Raw genomic sequence first — 16,122 nt, forward strand, 5'->3', positions numbered from 1 at the left:
CTTATTCGACCTCCATGATCAATCCGTAGCACATCGCTGCAAGCCCAAGGATCGCAGGCACGAGCCGCCAGACGGAGAGATCGACCTGCGGCAAGAGAACGATGTCGATGAACAAGACGGCGTTATTCAAGCACAAACCCGCGAAGCACAACGCGCTCCAGAACAGCAGCCGCGTTCGCGTGCGAACGTAGCCCCGAATCAAGAGGACCATACAAGCGCCGCTGGTGATCGTGCAAAGAATGTAGATGATGCTAGCTATCATGGTCCTCCGATCCCAAGAGGAATGCATCCGAGAAAGACTCGAGAGCGCGGTTTCGCTGCGAGAAGATCACACCGATGACGCTCACCGGCCGCGTCGCCAGCTCGCGCCGGAGCTCGGCGACGAGAGCGTCTCGCTCGAGATCTGACGCGTAGTGATAGCGTTCGTCCGGCTCACGCTTTACGAGACCGCGGGCGACCAGCAAAGAAAGACGGTGCAGGATCGAGCGGCGGGTGCTGGTGAGGGTCGCGCTGATTTCTTGCGCGGTCCACGAACGCTGCGGATCGTCGCTGAGCAGGAGCAGAACGCGGATCTGCTCCACCGAGATGATGTTGTCGCGAATGAACGCGAGCAGCGCCGGCGAGAACTCCATCGGGATACCGCAGCCTTGAACGCGGCGCACCGCCGGTCCTGGAGACCGCGGTCACTTCTCGGATACAGCCGGGATCGCTAGGCCGAGACCGACAAACTCTGGCGATCGATTTCGCGCATTCGCCAGGCCGCCTGCACGTATGCGAGCGTGCTCTCCGCGCCCATACACGCGTTGAGGCGCCCCGGAGCATCGATGCCGTCGCGGCATCCGCCGCGTGCAAGGTCGGCGACGATCAGTTCGTCGCGGTTGTGCCCGAGAAACCACTCGTACGCCACGCGAGCCCGGGTGACGTCGCCGTCGGCAAGCCACGCGTCCATCATCGCCAGCGCTTCGAGCGGCTGCTGCGCGTAGTACGGTCGTTCACCGCCGCGCGCGTACCAGCCCGGTGCGCCGATCGGTTCGAACATTTCACGCGGCTGAACGACACCGGCGAGGAAATCCAGCATCTTCTCTCCGCTGCTAAGGAGCGCGGCCTCGCCGAGGACTTGCCCCGCGCGCAAGAGTGCTTCAGGAAGGCGTCCGTTATCGTAGTCCATCGCGGGAAGCGGCCAACGCCAATCGCTGCTCGAGTTGCGTTCGAACTCGAAGTGCATTGCCTCGGCGAGCGCGCGCAAGGAATCCGCATATTGCGTCTGTCCGGCTTCGACCGCTGCTGCAAAGCCAAGTGCCGCGAACGCTCGCGCATGCTCGGACGAGAGCGCGGGCAAAGCGACCATCGCGCGTTGCATCTCGACCATTGCGCGCGCGCGCCAACTCGGATCGGGCGAATCGCGCAAGACGATGCCGAGCGCACGGATCAGTCGTCCGATCGACTCGGGCGAGGCGAAGCGGTCGTAGAAATTACCATCGCGATCCATCATGTTGTGATAGACGGGCGCCTCACGCGAGGCCTCGGCGATGAAGTCGAACACGCGATTGCCGGCGTTCGTCGCAAACGAATGCAGTGGGTCTTCGCGGAGGATCGAAACTGCGAGAACGAGCAAGCGCACGTTGTCGTCGAGACAGAAGCCCGAGTCGACGTCCGGTTCCCCGCTCGGTTTGGAGAATTGGATGATCCCGTGCTCGGCGCAGAGATGCTCGACATGCTGCAGCGACGGTGCTTTCGGAAGGCTCATTGAATCAATGTGCCCGTTTTTTTTGCTAAGCACACAAGCAATGTAATGGCCGCTTTGAAGAACTTGCGCAAGCGGCGTTCATCGAGTAACATGGCGGGGGCGCGACGCGCATTCACGATTGTCATCGCTCGCCGCGTCCCACATTCAACGCTTCGATTGCCTACTTAGATCAGAGCACCCGATAGCGTTCCAGCAACAATTTGTCTCCCTAACTCTATTCAGTATTGGGTGACGAGGACGTTGAGAGCGTCCTCGTAGCGCTCGAACGACTTGTTGCGAAACACGTTCACTCGCTACAGGAGCATATCCCCAAATATGCATCACTTGACACGTTATTTCGGGGCCTGCGTTCTCGCAGGACTACTCGCCGCTTGCAGCGGCCAGAACTCGTCGTCGTTGCTACCCTCCTCGGCGCCCGGCCAACCGTCTATACAACAACCAACCGGCTCCGCCGGAACCGCGACGACCGACGCGGAAACCACCGTCACCTCCCTCCCCGGCTCCACGGACGTGGGATTCCAGGGCGAGATCACCTCCGTTAGAAGCGGGGGTTATACGCTATGGACGTCGAGCAGCGGATATCTCCCGATAACCACGACCTCGTCGACGACGACCAATACCGACGGCGGCACCGCGACGGTCGGACACTATGCCCTGGTGGTCGGCACCGGCTCGACCTCGGTAAGCATCAGCGCCATCTACGTCGCGACGTTTACGACCGACCCCGGCGCGGTGACGATGAGCGGCACGTATTCGGGCGCCACCACATACGGCATCGAGATTGAAACCTCTGCCCACGGAGTCGTTCCCGTGATGGTTAGCTCGGCGACGAAGCTCTCCGGTTCGCTTACCGTCGGCGGCGCGGTCACCGTGGCGGGGAACGGCACCCCCGACGGCATTCTCGCGACGACCGTGACGGGTAGCGGCGCCGCGCCGGCGAGCACGTCGACGCCCGCGAGTGGAAGCTCCACGATTTCGCAGGAACACGTGATCACCGCCGATTACCTCGGCTCGCCGTGGGGATCGACGACGGTGAGCGCGGCCGAGGCGGCGCCGCACCTCACCTGGGCCGAAACCGGGGTTGCAAACACCAATTCGTTCGCAGCCGCCGGCATCAAGACGATGGTGTATGCGGATATGCTTCGCGTCCAATCGACCGATCCGCTCTACGCGAAGCTCAGCGGCAGTGAGTACGCGGAGACGTGCAGCGGGGCGCGCGTCAGCGACTACTTCGACGACGTGACGCAGTACATTCCCAATCCGTCTTCGAGCGGGATGCGAGCGGCTGCCGACGCGGTGATCGCCTCGGAGCTATCCGGTCACACCGTCGACGCCATCTTCGAAGACGACGCCAATCCGCTCAGCCAGGACGCGGCGTCCTATTTCACGGTAGGAATGCCTTGCGATTATTCGGACTCGACGTGGATCGCGGGAGAGGAGGAGCTGTTCGCGAGCTACGGCTATGACACGTTCGTGAACGGTTTCAGCCACATGACGTCGAGCGATCCGATCACGAACACGACGCAGCTGCTCGCGAATTCGACGACGATCGGCGGAAACATGGAGAGTTGCTACGTCGCGGACACGTCTTCGCCCGAGCAGGACGGCTGGGTCTGGACCGCCACGGAGAACACGTCGCTCCTGGTTACCAACGAAGATAAGGACTTCATGTGTTGGGCCATGGACTACACCAGTGCGGCAAGCGCGGTCCGATCGCGGTTGTACGTGCTCGCGTCATTCCTGATGACATATAATCCGGCCTACAGTATTCTTCGCGAAGAATACGGCACGGCATCGGGCTTGCACGTCATGCCGGAGTCGCAGCTCGTACCGACCGAACCGGTGGTCGCACAGCCGAGCACCGTGGCATCGCTCGAGAAGTCGGACGTGTATGTTCGCGAGTATCGAGCTTGCTACTACGCCGGTAAGCTGGTCGGCCAATGCGCGATGGTCGTGAACAACGGCACTACGGCGCTTGCGACGCCGGCACTTACGTTGACCTACGCGCACACGCTGACCTTGAGCGGCGCCGGCGTTCTCGACGGAGGCACCGTCGGATTCGACGGTGCGGCGCCGCCGTCGAGCATCGCAGCAGAAAGCGCGTTCGTAGCACTGCGATAATCTCGAACGCGTGAGAGAGAAGACGCGGTGTGCTTCGACACGCCGCGTTTTCTTACGTGCTGCATGCAAGCGAGACCTACCTCGCCGGCTCTAAGAAAATTTCGCCATTACGTCGATTTTTCAAATATGCGTGATGGCATACGTGTTCTCATCGTTTGTGTTCTCGCCGGGCTTCTTGCCGGATGCGGCGGCGGCGGCGGCTCGGCGCCGCTGTTGCCGGCAGCTTCGACCGGTGGCACCGGCGCTCCGACCGGCGCAGCAACGGCAACGCCTGCGCCGAGCACCGGAGGCACCGCGAGCAGCACTGCGCAAGCTCACGTCATCACGGCGGACTATCTCGGAACACCGTGGGGCAGCACCACGGTCACACCGGCCCAGGCGGCGCCATACCTCAACTGGGCTGAGACGGGACTAGCCAACACCAACGCAACCGCGGCGGCCGGCATCAAGACGATGGTGTATATGGACGTAAATCGCGTGCAATCGAACGATCCGCTCTACTCGCAGCTCAGCGGCAGCGAGTACGAGCAAACGTGCAGCGGTGCGCCCGTGACCGATTTCTTCGACGGCGTAACGCAATACGTCACCAATCCTACCTCGAGCGCGCTGCGCGCGGCATACAAGTCGTACGTCGCATCGGTAACCGCCGGTTACAGCGTCGATGCGATCTTCGAAGACGACGCCGATCCGCTTAGTCAAGACCCAAGCTCCGGATATTTTTCATCGGGGCCACCGTGTAACTACTCGGATACGGATTGGATCGCGGGTGAGATCGCGATGCTCGCGGGCTTGAACGTTCCACAAATCGTGAACGGCTTCAGTCGTATGACCTCGGCGGAGCCGATCTCGAGCACCACCCGGCTGCTGACGAATTCATCGACTATCGGCGGGAATATGGAAAGCTGCTATGTGGAGAATTCGTCGCCGGCCGAGGAGGGCTCGTGGGTGTGGACCGGCACGGAAGATACCTCGCTCCTCGTGACCAACGAGAGCAAATACTTCGAGTGTTGGGCAATGGACTATAGTAGCGCCGGCAGCGCGATACCATCGCGTCTCTACACGCTCGCGTCTTTCTTGATGACGTACAATCCGACCTATAGCATCTTGCGTGAAATGTATGCAACGCCTTCGGGTCTGCACGTGATGCCGGAGAGTCAGCTCGTCCCGACGCAGCCGGTCGTCCCGCAGCCCGGCGCGGTAGCCTCCCTCGAGAGTGGCGACGTGTACGTGCGCGAGTATCGCGCCTGCTATTACGCCGGAGCGCTCATCGGGCAGTGCGCCATGGTCGTGAACGACGACACCTCGGCGCACGCGACGCCTGCGCTGACGCTTTCCTATTCTCATACGCTCGTCCTCAACGGCGCCGGTATTCTCGACGGGGGTACCGCTGCGTTCAACGGCGCTGCGCCGCCGTCGACTCTTGCCGGCCGCAGCGCATTCGTGGCGCTGCCTTAGAGCGCGCGCACGAGATAACGGACGCTCTTGCCGCGATCGGGGACGTAGGCGCGTCCGACTTCCGAAAAGCCCATCGCCGCGTGAAAGGCGTCCGAGCCGGGATTGGGCGGGTCGCTGTAGACCTCGGCGCAGAGGACCGTGTGTCCGTCGGCCCGCGCCTTTGCGATGAGTGCTTCGTAGAGCGCCCGGCCGAGACCGCGACCGCGCGCATGCGTCGCGACGGCCACGCGATCGACGTACACAAAGCGCGGATATCGTTCGCGGAACCAGCGATGGTTCGGACTGTCGTACGGCGCGCGTTCATCGAAGGCGATCAGCATCGCCTCGCCGTCAGCCGAGGTCACGGCCTGGTAGGCGATATCCAGTAAGGCGCGCATCTCCGCTTCGGTGAGCGGCCACAGCTGCTCTTCGTTTTCGCGGTTGAGCGCGAGAAAAGCGGAGACGTCATTCATCGCGTTATCGGCAGCGTCACGGTCAGCTTCGTACCGTAGCCGCGATCGGACTCGACGCGCACGTCGCGTGCCAGCGTCTTGACCAGGTAGAGTCCGCGCCCGTCCTCGGTGAGCTCGTCGTCGGGCAGCAGAGCGACGAACCGATCCAATCCGGGTCCGGTGTCGACGACCGTGACGATCGGGGAGTCGCTCGACCAGTCGACGTCGACGTTCACCAAGCCGGGCGCGTGCTCGACCGTGTTTGCCAGAATCTCGCCGAGAATGAGCTCGGCGGTGAAAAGGTCTTGGTTGCCGCCCGCAAATTGCCGGATGAAGTTCATCACTTCGTGACGGGCATTGTGGGCGGAGTAGGCGTGACTCGAATGGAAGCTCCAGCGCTCGCGCGGCGCGATTTCGGCCACCACCTTCAGTTCGTCGGTCGGCGCGATGCGCAGAACCAGCAACACCGCGTCATCGCCCGGCTCTTCATCGCCGAGTACGGAGCGTCGAATTGCGTCGGCCGGGCGCTGCGCCGACGTCGTGACGACGGCGTCGATGGCATCGAAGAGCGCGCGTTCGGTTTTCGCGATATCGCGCTGGAATTCGCTGATGCCGTCGGTGTAAAAGACGACCAATCCGTCGCGTTCGAGGCTCGCACCGTACGTTCGATAGTCAGGCGTGCGCGAAACGCCCAGCGGAAGCGAACCGTGGGGCAGCGAGTGTGCCGGCGTGTCGGGCCCGGCAATGATCGGCGACGGATGCCCCGCGCTGGCGTAGCGCAGCGTGAGCGAACCCGGGTCGACGATCGCGACCAGCGCGGTGGCGACCGTGGTATCGTGGAATTGGAGAAGCCGATTGACCTTGGAGAGGATCTCGGCCGGGTCGGGAACGTCGATTGCGGTTGCGACGATGCTCTGCCGGATACGGCCGGCCGAGACGGCGGCATTGAGGCCGTGTCCGGTAACGTCCCCGATCGAGATTACGATACGATCGTCCGCAAGCGCGAACGCGTCATACCAGTCGCCGCCGATCAAGACTTCTTGATTGGCGGTGAGGTACAACGCGTCGAACTGCATGCGAGGATGGTGCGGGAGCGACGCGGGAAGAAATGCGGACTGCAACGTCGTCGCGATTCGAGCCGAGCGTTCGAGAGCACGGCGCTGATCGTCGATATCGGTATGCGTTCCGTACCAGCGGACCAGTCTTCCGCGATCGTCGCGCATCGGCTCGGCCCGCACGAGAAACCAGCGCGAGACGCCGTCCGCACGACGCAGGAGCAGTTCGCGTTCGAACGGCTTGCCGGCGGCGATCAATTTCTCCCAGTCGGGCAATCCCGATGAGAGCACTTCCTCCCCGGTGTACTGATGCCAACGCTGATTGTACCAATCGATCCGTCCGGCAGCATCGGCCGTCCATACGATCTGAGGCAGCGTTTCCGCGAGAACTTGGAATCGCCGTTCCGCGGCTTGCATTTGCGCAAAAGCGAAACGCCGCTCCGACGTCAACGCGCAGAGCACCAGAGCGGTGATCGAGAGCACTGCCGTAAAGACGACGAAGCCCGTCATCCGCGCATCGAGCGAAAGCGCGGTGAAGGGCCCCAGGTGATGGGCCGTTCCCCATAGCGCAACGCTCGAGGTGAGTACGAGCAGCGCCGTCGTCACGCGCACGCCGGCGCGTAATGCTGCCCACACGACGAAGGGATACAACGGAAACGCCATCAGCGGCCGGCCGAGAAACTCGAAGGCCACCGACACGAACGAGGTGATGACGATAACCGCAACCTCGAGCGCGCCGGCCTCGCCTCGTATGCCTTCGCGGAGCGCGTCACTCCACGTCAAGATGACCGGTGCGACGAGCAAGACGCCGGCGGCATCGCCCATCCACCAGAGCGCCCAGACCGGCCCGTACGAAGACCACGGGATGAGGTGTGCCAGCGCGAGCTGAGCGGCGCCGTTGGTCGCCGTGATCGTCATCGCGACGATCGAGCCCAAGAGGACGAAGACCAGTACGTCGCGCACGCGCTTGAACGAGCGGTCGAAATCGAAACGCCGCAAAAGATACGCGCCTGCGAGCGGCCCGAGTGTATTTCCGAGCGCGATCGCGGCCGCGGCGTACGGCGGCTCGTAGCTGAGTGCGTTCGCGATGAACGCGCCGAGGAACACGCCGGGCCACATGCGGTAGCCGCCTAGGAGCAGCGCCGCCAGCGCAATGCCGGTGGGCGGCCAGACGGCGGTGACCTGTCGAACCGTGAACGCGAGCGAAAGGCCGAGTTTGCCGAAGAGAAGATAGAACCCGGCAACGGCGAGCACCCAGGCGAGATACGTAGCAACTGAGCGCGCGTCGAAAGACGTGCGCAAAGCCGCACTGTCTCGAGCTTCGATCTGCGCCATTGAGGAAGGTGCCTTCGGCCCTCCCCGGCGTCAGACCCCCATGCCGCGCCGTCCTAACACGGCCTTAACCGGGCGGCAATGTACGTATGCGATGAAGCAACCATGAAAACGACTTGGAGACCGGCCGATCCCGGTACGAAACGCTCCGCACTGCCGAACGACACGTTCGCGTTCCCGCGCGAGCGCAAAGAGCCGCTGACCGACGCGGCGCACGTGCGCAGCGCGATTACCCGCTTTCACGAAGTCGACGGTGTCGACGATCGTGAGCGCGCGCAGGCATTCGATAACATCAAAGCAGCTGCTGCCTATTATGGTGTGACGGTCAGCGCGCGAGATTGGCATGGATTGATGGGACGGGTACGCGGGAACGCCGACGACTGATTCAACGTCCGGCACGTAGTGGGCCGCAGTGCTGATACCCATCGGCAAAATAGAGATCGAACGCTTGCGGTAGCGCGTCGGCTCCGTAGGTCACGCTTCCGAACGTGAAGCCGTTCTCCAGCTGCGGATAGACGACCGTCCAACTCGTGTTCGCCAGGTCTTGCGCCGCCGTGCTCTCGGCGATCGCATACGACCCGGTATCGCCGTTGATTTCGATCGAATAGAAGCGCCCTTGGATCGAAAAGATGTTGTATTCGTAGATGATGCGCCCGCCGCTCGGGCTGTTCGTCGCGACACCTTGCCACCAGTACGTGGGCACTTTCGCGTTGGCGGTGATGTCCGCGGCCATCTTGGTGATGCTGAGGTAGGAGGGGAACGACGCGGCACCGGCGTCGCCCGGCTCCAGCCTGGTCGTGGTGCACTTCAGCGTGGCTGCCGGCGCCGGCGGCAGATACGAGCCGGAGTTGGCACAGACTTGCGTCAAGTCGGCGTACTTGATACTGAATTGCCGGACCGTCGACTGACCGAGGACCTCGGCTACCTGGTATTCTCCGGTCTCCGCCGGATAGACGATGCGCCAGTGAGAACTGCGCAGTTGCGCATCGTGGCTCGTGCCGACGAAATAGTTCATGAGCGAAGGATTAGCGGGATCTACGCTGACTTGGATGTAGACCCATCGCGATCCGAGGTGCGCGAGGTAGTAGTCGTAATAGGGATCGGGGCTTCCCGCCGTCGACGATCGTGCGGTGCCGTGCAGCCACTTGCCGATGTATTCGATGTGATCGGTCTCGTGTAGGTCGCGCGGCAGATTTGGAGCCGGATTGGGCTGCGTCGTTTCGCAGTCCCACGTGCCCGGCGTGAGCGGAGCGGGTGCGCTCGGGCCGGCGCTCACCGCGCCGCCGAACGTGACGCAAGCGCCGAGTGCGACGAGCGCGGTGAGGGTGAGAATCTTCTTGCGCATCAGCCTACCTCGGTGCAGCCGGAAGAATGTCGGTAATCGATTCACTGCGCGTCGGCTCGCTGCAGAACGGCGCGGAGGCTTTGCCGGAAGAGTAGGCGCCGAGTCCCTTCGGCGGATTGTAGGCGGGCAGCGTGCGCGGCGCGCCCACGATCCCGTTGGCAATCGCCGTTTGCTTGGGACCGAGCGTCGGATGCCAACAGTTCATCTGGCTCATGAGTCCGATCGCGACCGATTGCAGCGTGTCCCACGTGAGTTCGTCGACCGGCTGTTGCGAGATCGGGACCGCGCTGTTCGTGTAGGTGATCGAACTGCCGAGAAACCCGCCGGCGACACTTCCGAGCGAGGACGCATTGAGCGTCGTTTGATTGGTCGTGACGACTTGCGTGACCCGTCCTCCCGACGGAACCGGCGACGGGTTTGGAAAGACGCTGGTCGACGCCGTGCTGGTCGTGTGGGCGGGCGCAAAGACTTCATAAATGGAAGCCATCGTGAGGAGCATCGCGAGGGGCGTGAGCGGCGTGAGCGTGAGTCGATGATGCTCTTCCTTCACGATGTCCGAAGCCCAGGTGAACGCTGAGGTACCTTGGGCATCTTCGGGATCGTGCGTGCACTGCGCGTAGAAGGCCGTCGCCTCGACGGCTGTCCAGTTCTTGCGCGTGATGAACTGGTCGGTCGTGCCGCCGCCGGAGGCGGTGACGTCGACCACGATTGCGCCGCGTACTTGCGGCGAGTTCGCGCACTGCGTCGCGAACGTTTCCAACTGCCAGGACGGCTGCGGAACGAGAACCGCATTATCGACGAACGCGAAACCGGACTCGGCGACGCCCTCGTTCAGGAAGGTCACGAGCGCCGAGACCAACCGGCCGACCATCGCCGGGTCGCCGATTCCCATCACGAAGATGACGGGCCGGCTTCCGCTCCCCGTCGTCGAGGGAAGTTGCCATCCGATTCCCGCCGGCGGCGCCTTCACGGCCGGATGGACGAGCGATTCGCAGAATTTGAGATGGGCCCAAAGCTGCGCAACGGCGTTCTCGCTGTCCGACGGCCAGCACGCCTCTTCAGGCGAGGTTGGAACCTTGGGGGGATAAACCTTGGGTAGCGGACGGTGCCCGCCGAGCTGCGCCCAACATTGCATGAGCCGCTGGCGCAAGATGTGCGCGAGATAACCCTCGACGTTCGCGGGAATCGGCACCGGTGTCGGAGTCGCCATGATGCCGCTTGCCGTCGCCGGCAGATACGCGGCAACGATGTTGGAAAGCTGCGCGGTGCTGCATTGGTTCGTGAGTATCGAGAGCGGACTGGCGGAAGGAGACGGGACGGGAGTGCTGGTTGCGCCGGTCCCGCCGGCAAGCACGGCGAGGATCATGCACGCGGCTGTGAATGCCGTCCACGGCCGCCGGTTCACGCGGTTACGCTCGCGAGCGGCTCTTGGGGCAGCGGAGGCGCGTGTACGCTGGGCCGCAGCGCGCTGCGATCGAGGAAGCCCTCGAAATCACCGATGTCCACGCAGCGTTGCGCGGCCGTTTTGCCGACGCGTTCCAATTCGTCGAGGTGATCGACGCTGTCGAGCGGCTGCAGCAGCTTCGGGTCCACGCCTTCGATCTGGAGTTTCTTCAGGCCGCGGGCGGAAAGTTCGACGTTGTAGCGGGCGTAGGTGAAGAGCTTCTCGGCCAGCGGAACGCGATTGTCGATCAGATCGCCGATTTCCGAATCGATCGCGTCGATTCCGCAATCGCCGCGCAATTTGCCGAACACGCGGCACAGGATGTCTTGCTCGACGGTGGTTGCGCGCATGAGCGCGGCCGGCGTCGACTGCACATTGTAAAGCAGGTTCATTTCACGTTCGCCGAGCTTGAGGTCCTCGCTGTCGCACAGGCCGGTGCCGACCGAGATGAGCAGCAGTTGCGATTGTCCCGCCGGCCAGCCGAGATTGTACGTCGGCAGCGTTGCCATGAGAAAGAGCTGAAATGCCGGGTTGTTATAAACGGTGATGCCACCGTCGAGAAAGACGAATGGCTTTGCGACGCCCGGAACGTGAATTTCTTTTGGTTTGAAGAACACCGGTGCGGCGGTGCTTGCGCGAATCAGCTCCCACAGCGGGATGTCGAGGTTGGTGGCGCCCGCCGGATCGGCACGCAGGTTGTACTTTGCGCGCGGGTTGTTCGAGAGCGGCCAGGGCGAGTCGGTGCTTGCGTTGCGCGTGACGATCATCAATAACGTGCGCAGCTTTTCCGTGCCCAGCGTCGTCAGCGGCCGTTCGTGCTCCGGCGCGGCGCCGCCGGGAAGCGGGTCGTCGAGAACTTCTTTTATCTGGCGTTCCAGCGGCACCGAGGTGTATATCGCCTTGTAGACCAGCATCCCGGCGATGCCCATCACGATCGCGAGCGGCCCCTTCGTGCGGCGCGCGATGCGCTGCAAAAAATTGGGATCGAACATCGTGTGCGCGCCGGTCCGGTAGAAGCGGCGAATCGCTTCGGTCGAGTATCCCAGAGAGATCAGGGTCGCGATGATGGCGCCGGTGCTGGTGCCGGCGACGTAGTCGAAATATTCCGAGAGCACGAGCTGGGGCCGATCGAAACGTTCGCGCAGCAGCGCTTCGATCTTACAGAGGAACTCGATCGCAATCAGGCCGCGAATACCGCCGCCGTCGATGGCAAGAAGCTTCTTGGGCCCGGGCGCATCGATAAGCAAATCGAGGTGACTCATACTCCCACCTCCGCATGGACGATTGCGCGTTTTCCGGCGCTGCCCCTGCCGTCTGCGAGAGGATGCCGCAACGTCGAGGTGAAGCCGGGACGATGCGCAATGCCGTGCTGCTCGTCGCGATCATCGCCTCGAGTATGAGCTACATCGACAGCACCGCGCTGACCGTTGCGCTTCCCAGGATAAACACGGATCTTCGGACCAGCGCCGGAGCGGCCGAATGGATCATCGAGGGCTATCTGCTCTTCCTTTCGGCGCTGATCTTGGCCGGTGGGGCGCTGGGCGATCGCTACGGCCGGCGCAAGCTCTTTGCGCTCGGGATCTGGATCTTCACGCTGGCGTCGATCGCGTGCGCAGTGGCGCAGCACCCGGGATTCTTGATCGCGGCACGCTGCGTGCAAGGTATGGGCGCTGCCCTCATGATTCCGGAAAGCCTGGCGCTCATCACCGCGGCATACGACGCCTCGGGCCGCGGGCGCGCAATCGGAATCTGGGCGACCGCCTCGTCGGTCACGATGGCGGCAGGCCCGGTCCTCGGCGGCTGGTTCGCGGACGACTACTCGTGGCGAGGTGTTTTCGCGATCAACGTTCCGCTTGCGATCGCCGTGCTTTGGATAACCTACCGGTACGTTCCCGAAAGCCGCGCGCAAAGCGGTCGCGGCGCGCCCGACGTGTTCGGAAGCGCCGGCATCACGATCGCGCTCGGCCTGTTCGTGGTCGGGCTTATGCAGATGCAGCGCGGAGGCGCCGATGCCGCCTCGCTGTTGCTGATCGCCGTCGGGGTCGTGATCCTCGTCGCCGGCGTTTTGCTCGAGCGGCGCGCGGCCGCGCCGGTTGTGCCGCTCGCGCTCTTCAAATCGCGCGCCTTTACCGTTGCCAGCCTCTACACGTTCTTCTTGTACGCCGCGCTCGGCGGAGCACTGTTCTTCGTGCCGTTCGAGCTGCAGCACGTCATGGGCTACACGTCGCTGGGCGCGGGGCTGGCGCTTCTGCCCACGATCGCGCTCGTCGCGGTAGGTTCGCCGCTATCCGGCATGTTGGCCGCGCGAATTGGTGCGCGAATACCGATGGTCGCCGGCGCCGCGATCGGCGCGGCCGGATTTGCGCTCTTCGCGAATCTGCGTGCGGGCGCTGCCTACACCACGAGCGTTCTCCCGGCGACGATCGTGCTCGGCGTCGGCCTGGCGGTCGCGATCGCGCCGCTGGTGACGGCGGCGATGGGCGCAGCCGGTGCGGATCACCTCGGTGCGGCTTCAGGCATCAACAACTCGATTTCGCGCATGGGCAACTTGGTTGCGATTGCCGCCTTCGGCCTCGTGATCGCGCTTGCCGGAGCGGGGCCGTTGCCCAATGCGGCCAACGCAAGCGGCTTCGAGCACGCGATGCTCGTCGGCGGAATATTAGCGCTCGTCGCGGCCGTGGTTGCGCTATTCTGAAAACCTCGCGATCGGCGCAGGCGATCGCGCGCAGGAGGACCGAACGTGTCATATATCATGAACGACGAATCGCGCGCGCTACGGCATCAGCTTCGTGAGCTCTGCGACGCATACAATGTTTTGCTGGCTGACAAGGACACGGTTGATTTTCGTCTGGGATCGCATGAACCGTACGCGCAAACCGCCGAGCCGGTCGACGCCGAAGCCGTGTACGAACGTGAATCGTACGTGATAAGCGACGAGCTTCGCGGTACCATTATCAAGATGACGGAAGTAGCGCAGCGCATCCGGGCGATCGAACGTTTCTAGGGCGATGTGACGATCCCACGGCTGCCCCGGGCCGTTATTCCGATTTACGGAACCACGCTGGTCGATACGCTCGGCTACACGCTGATGATTCCGTTGCTGCCGACCGTGGTGCGGCAGTACCACGCCTCCTACGTCATGGCCGGTGCGCTGCTGAGCATTCCTGCGTTTTTTTCGGCGGTCGCCGCGCCGATCTGGGGGAAGGTCAGCGACGGAATCGGACGCAAGCCCGTCATCATCGCGGCGCAGGTGCTCTCGCTCACCGGTTACCTACTTCTCGCGCTCTCGCATTCGCTCTGGCTCGTCTTCCTGTCACGCGTGATCTCGGGATGCGGCGGCGGGAGCCTGGGTGCAGTGGAGTCGTACGTGGCCGACGTCACCGAGAACGATCAGCGTGAATTTGCGTATTCCGTGTACGGCGCGGTGTTCGGCCTCGCGTTCGTGATCGGTCCGGCGGCTTCGGGTGCGCTGATGCACAACGGCATCGCTTTACCGTTTTTCTTGGCAACGGCCCTGGAAGCGTTCAACGTCGTCTTTACCACGCTGTTCTTGCCCTTGCGCAAACAGAGTCGACGCAAACAGAGCGGGATGCGCGAGACGATCGAAGCCGCGGCCGAGCCGAGCGTGCGCCGCGTATTGATCCGTCAATTCCTCTTCATTTTCGCGATCGTCGTGTTCTTGGCGAATTTCTCGCTGTTCGTGGAAAAGATGCTGCAAATCTCGGTTGCGAGCGCGGCCTACATGTTGGCGGCGGCGGGTGCGGCCGGCGGCGTCGCACTCTTGGTCGTCGTTACGCCGCTCGCGAAGCGCGTGGGCGACGTGTGGACCTCGCAGATCGGTTTGGTTGCCGGCGTGATCAGCTACGTGTTGTTGATCTTTGCGCGCGTGCAGTGGCTCTTCGTGGCGGCGCTGGTGATCTGGGCGGTCGGGGCGGCGATGGCGGAGCCGTCACTCACCACGCTGCTCACCAAACGCGCGAAGGCGTCCGAGCGTGGTGCGATCATGGGGCTGAGCGACTCGGTGAACAGCATCGCGATGATCGCCGGGCCAGCGACCGGCGCCGCGATCGTCGGTTCCAATGCACCGCTACTCGGCGTGTTGCCGGCGATCTCGGTGACCGCCGCGTTCCTGCTCGGTCTGCGATCCGGAAAGGGCGCGCGCAATGGCTCCGTTGAGCCAAATCGCCGTCGCCGCACCGGCCAGCAGCAATAAGATCGTCGTCGTTACCGGCGCGACGCCGAGGACGATCGCGGGGTTCATGCGCAGTGCCATGAACGCGCGCAGAGCGAAATCTCCGAGCAAGAGCGCGCCCCATCCGATCGTGATCGTGCGCGCGCCGTGGCGGAAATACGCCGTGCGCCAGAGTTTCTGGAAGTGCTCTTGCGGCAGCGCGTCGTTTGCCGTGAGGAACTCTTTCATGACGTAATAGAAGATGGGCTTACGCATGAAGAAGGTCGATACGACCAGGACGAGGCCCACGAAGCCGGTGAGAAACGACTCGCGTATGAGCAGAAGCCGCACCGAAGTGTGAAAGACGGCGGGAACTTGGCCCACGATCATGCCCAGCAGAACGATCAACCCGACGATATCGAAACTGCGGCGGCGGACGAAGTTGAAGATGTTCGAAGCGGCCGGAACCATCGATGCGCCGAGAATCGGCCAGATGTTCATCGGCGGAAAATGTGGGACGAGCAGGTAGTAGACGAGCATCGTTCCAGCCGTGTCGACCGCCAGCGTCGGAAGCAGCGCCCGAATGCTTTGCCAAAGAAATCTGAGTGGGGTTTTCCGCACCCTCTTGAGATGCCCGCGGACTACCGCGGCAAACCCGCCCGACGATGCGGCGGCGTATCGAACCGAAAAATTTAGCCCCAACCGGATTCGAACCGGTGTTACCGCCGTGAGAGGGCGGCGTCCTAGGCCCCTAGACGAATGCGGCACGGGTCGTCCCAGGACGCCGATGATTCTAGCCAATCGCCGTTAGCCAGGCGTTGGAGGCACGATTGCGTCGATCTCCCACTCGACCACGTAGCCAGGCGCGGCCAGGCCGCTGATGCCGATCATGCTGGACACCGGGCGGACGTCGGCGAAGTACTCCGCGTGGGCTCGTCCGACGTCCTCCTGGTGGTCGAGGATGTCAACGACGAACATGCGCGTGCGCACGACGTCGGAGAGGGACGCGCCGACCTCTTCG

At 63.2% G+C, this 16,122-nt stretch carries 15 protein-coding genes and 1 pseudogene; 6 read left to right on the plus strand and 10 right to left on the minus strand.

Translation table 11 applies throughout. From position 1 onward, the window contains the following. Nucleotide 1: 1 nt before the first annotated feature. The 3 genes from VMF11_01350 to VMF11_01360 are packed head-to-tail and all read right to left on the minus strand — an operon-like array spanning nucleotide 2 to nucleotide 1,747. Nucleotides 2–262, minus strand: coding sequence for a DUF5985 family protein (locus tag VMF11_01350; protein ID HTU68940.1), 261 nt, complete (start codon nucleotides 260–262; stop codon nucleotides 2–4). Continuing rightward, complete coding sequence (locus VMF11_01355; protein ID HTU68941.1) at nucleotides 252–662, minus strand: hypothetical protein; 411 nt, start codon at nucleotides 660–662, stop codon at nucleotides 252–254. The genes VMF11_01350 and VMF11_01355 overlap by 11 nt, the downstream gene beginning before the upstream one ends. 47 nt (nucleotides 663–709) lie before the next feature. Next, entirely contained in the window at nucleotides 710–1,747 is a 1,038-nt protein-coding gene (locus VMF11_01360) for a hypothetical protein (protein HTU68942.1), read from the minus strand. Between the two features lie 510 nt (nucleotides 1,748–2,257). Here VMF11_01360 and VMF11_01365 point away from each other — a divergent pair. Both VMF11_01365 and VMF11_01370 read left to right on the plus strand, forming a co-directional pair. Next, complete coding sequence (locus tag VMF11_01365; GenBank protein HTU68943.1) at nucleotides 2,258–3,868, plus strand: hypothetical protein; 1,611 nt, start codon at nucleotides 2,258–2,260, stop codon at nucleotides 3,866–3,868. Between the two features lie 126 nt (nucleotides 3,869–3,994). Further along, the gene (locus VMF11_01370) at nucleotides 3,995–5,323 is read left to right on the plus strand and encodes a hypothetical protein (GenBank protein HTU68944.1); all 1,329 of its coding nucleotides are present in this window, start codon (nucleotides 3,995–3,997) and stop codon (nucleotides 5,321–5,323) included. Here the strand turns inward: VMF11_01370 and VMF11_01375 are convergent. Continuing rightward, nucleotides 5,320–5,775, minus strand: a complete 456-nt coding sequence (locus VMF11_01375; protein ID HTU68945.1) for a GNAT family N-acetyltransferase — start codon at nucleotides 5,773–5,775, stop codon at nucleotides 5,320–5,322. The two genes, VMF11_01370 and VMF11_01375, sit on opposite strands and share 4 nt — an antisense overlap. Further along, complete coding sequence (locus VMF11_01380) at nucleotides 5,772–8,144, minus strand: MASE1 domain-containing protein (GenBank protein ID HTU68946.1); 2,373 nt, start codon at nucleotides 8,142–8,144, stop codon at nucleotides 5,772–5,774. Before VMF11_01380 ends, VMF11_01375 begins: the two co-directional genes overlap by 4 nt. 102 nt (nucleotides 8,145–8,246) lie before the next feature. Here VMF11_01380 and VMF11_01385 point away from each other — a divergent pair, with 102 nt between their 5' ends. Continuing rightward, a complete protein-coding gene (locus VMF11_01385; GenBank protein HTU68947.1) occupies nucleotides 8,247–8,525 on the plus strand; it encodes a DUF6582 domain-containing protein in 279 nt (92 codons plus the stop codon). A 1-nt stretch (nucleotide 8,526) separates the two neighbouring features. Here the strand turns inward: VMF11_01385 and VMF11_01390 are convergent, their stop codons facing one another. From VMF11_01390 to VMF11_01400, 3 genes are read right to left on the minus strand one after another with little or no spacing between them, the layout of a single operon-like run. After that, on the minus strand, nucleotides 8,527–9,486 hold the full coding sequence (locus VMF11_01390; protein ID HTU68948.1) for a hypothetical protein: 960 nt from the start codon (nucleotides 9,484–9,486) through the stop codon (nucleotides 8,527–8,529). A gap of 4 nt (nucleotides 9,487–9,490) precedes the next feature. Continuing rightward, nucleotides 9,491–10,891, minus strand: coding sequence for a hypothetical protein (locus VMF11_01395; GenBank protein ID HTU68949.1), 1,401 nt, complete (start codon nucleotides 10,889–10,891; stop codon nucleotides 9,491–9,493). Continuing rightward, entirely contained in the window at nucleotides 10,888–12,192 is a 1,305-nt protein-coding gene (locus VMF11_01400; GenBank protein HTU68950.1) for a patatin-like phospholipase family protein, read from the minus strand. The genes VMF11_01395 and VMF11_01400 overlap by 4 nt, the downstream gene beginning before the upstream one ends. Nucleotides 12,193–12,254: 62 nt before the next feature. On the opposite strand from VMF11_01400, the gene VMF11_01405 reads away from it, so the two are divergent. From VMF11_01405 to VMF11_01415, 3 genes are read left to right on the plus strand one after another with little or no spacing between them, the layout of a single operon-like run. After that, nucleotides 12,255–13,625, plus strand: coding sequence for a DHA2 family efflux MFS transporter permease subunit (locus tag VMF11_01405; GenBank protein HTU68951.1), 1,371 nt, complete (start codon nucleotides 12,255–12,257; stop codon nucleotides 13,623–13,625). A gap of 45 nt (nucleotides 13,626–13,670) precedes the next feature. Then, nucleotides 13,671–13,934 carry a hypothetical protein gene (locus VMF11_01410; protein ID HTU68952.1) on the plus strand — a complete coding sequence of 88 codons (264 nt, stop codon included), beginning with the start codon at nucleotides 13,671–13,673 and terminating at the stop codon, nucleotides 13,932–13,934. Between the two features lie 6 nt (nucleotides 13,935–13,940). Beyond that, nucleotides 13,941–15,143, plus strand: a complete 1,203-nt coding sequence (locus VMF11_01415) for an MFS transporter (GenBank protein ID HTU68953.1) — start codon at nucleotides 13,941–13,943, stop codon at nucleotides 15,141–15,143. 24 nt (nucleotides 15,144–15,167) lie between these two features. On the opposite strand, the pseudogene VMF11_01420 reads toward VMF11_01415, so the two are convergent. Beyond that, nucleotides 15,168–15,641, minus strand: a pseudogene (locus VMF11_01420) (VC0807 family protein). A 267-nt stretch (nucleotides 15,642–15,908) separates the two neighbouring features. Continuing rightward, a partial coding sequence (locus VMF11_01425) for a Rid family hydrolase (protein ID HTU68954.1) occupies nucleotides 15,909–16,122 on the minus strand: 214 nt, incomplete at its 5' end.

It is taken from the genome of Candidatus Baltobacteraceae bacterium (genome assembly GCA_035502855.1).
Lineage (GTDB): Bacteria > Vulcanimicrobiota > Vulcanimicrobiia > Vulcanimicrobiales > Vulcanimicrobiaceae > Aquilonibacter.

Bases quoted from the DNA above. Each gene is read 5' to 3' on its own strand.
- VMF11_01375 (HTU68945.1), bottom strand. From the start codon at position 5,775: ATGAATGACGTCTCCGCTTTTCTCGCGCTCAACCGCGAAAACGAAGAG.
- VMF11_01390 (HTU68948.1), bottom strand. From the start codon at position 9,486: ATGCGCAAGAAGATTCTCACCCTCACCGCGCTCGTCGCACTCGGCGCT.
- VMF11_01405 (HTU68951.1), top strand. From the start codon at position 12,255: ATGCCGCAACGTCGAGGTGAAGCCGGGACGATGCGCAATGCCGTGCTG.
- VMF11_01380 (HTU68946.1), bottom strand. From the start codon at position 8,144: ATGGCGCAGATCGAAGCTCGAGACAGTGCGGCTTTGCGCACGTCTTTC.
- VMF11_01370 (HTU68944.1), top strand. From the start codon at position 3,995: ATGCGTGATGGCATACGTGTTCTCATCGTTTGTGTTCTCGCCGGGCTT.
- VMF11_01385 (HTU68947.1), top strand. From the start codon at position 8,247: ATGAAAACGACTTGGAGACCGGCCGATCCCGGTACGAAACGCTCCGCA.
- VMF11_01400 (HTU68950.1), bottom strand. From the start codon at position 12,192: ATGAGTCACCTCGATTTGCTTATCGATGCGCCCGGGCCCAAGAAGCTT.
- VMF11_01360 (HTU68942.1), bottom strand. From the start codon at position 1,747: ATGAGCCTTCCGAAAGCACCGTCGCTGCAGCATGTCGAGCATCTCTGC.
- VMF11_01350 (HTU68940.1), bottom strand. From the start codon at position 262: ATGATAGCTAGCATCATCTACATTCTTTGCACGATCACCAGCGGCGCT.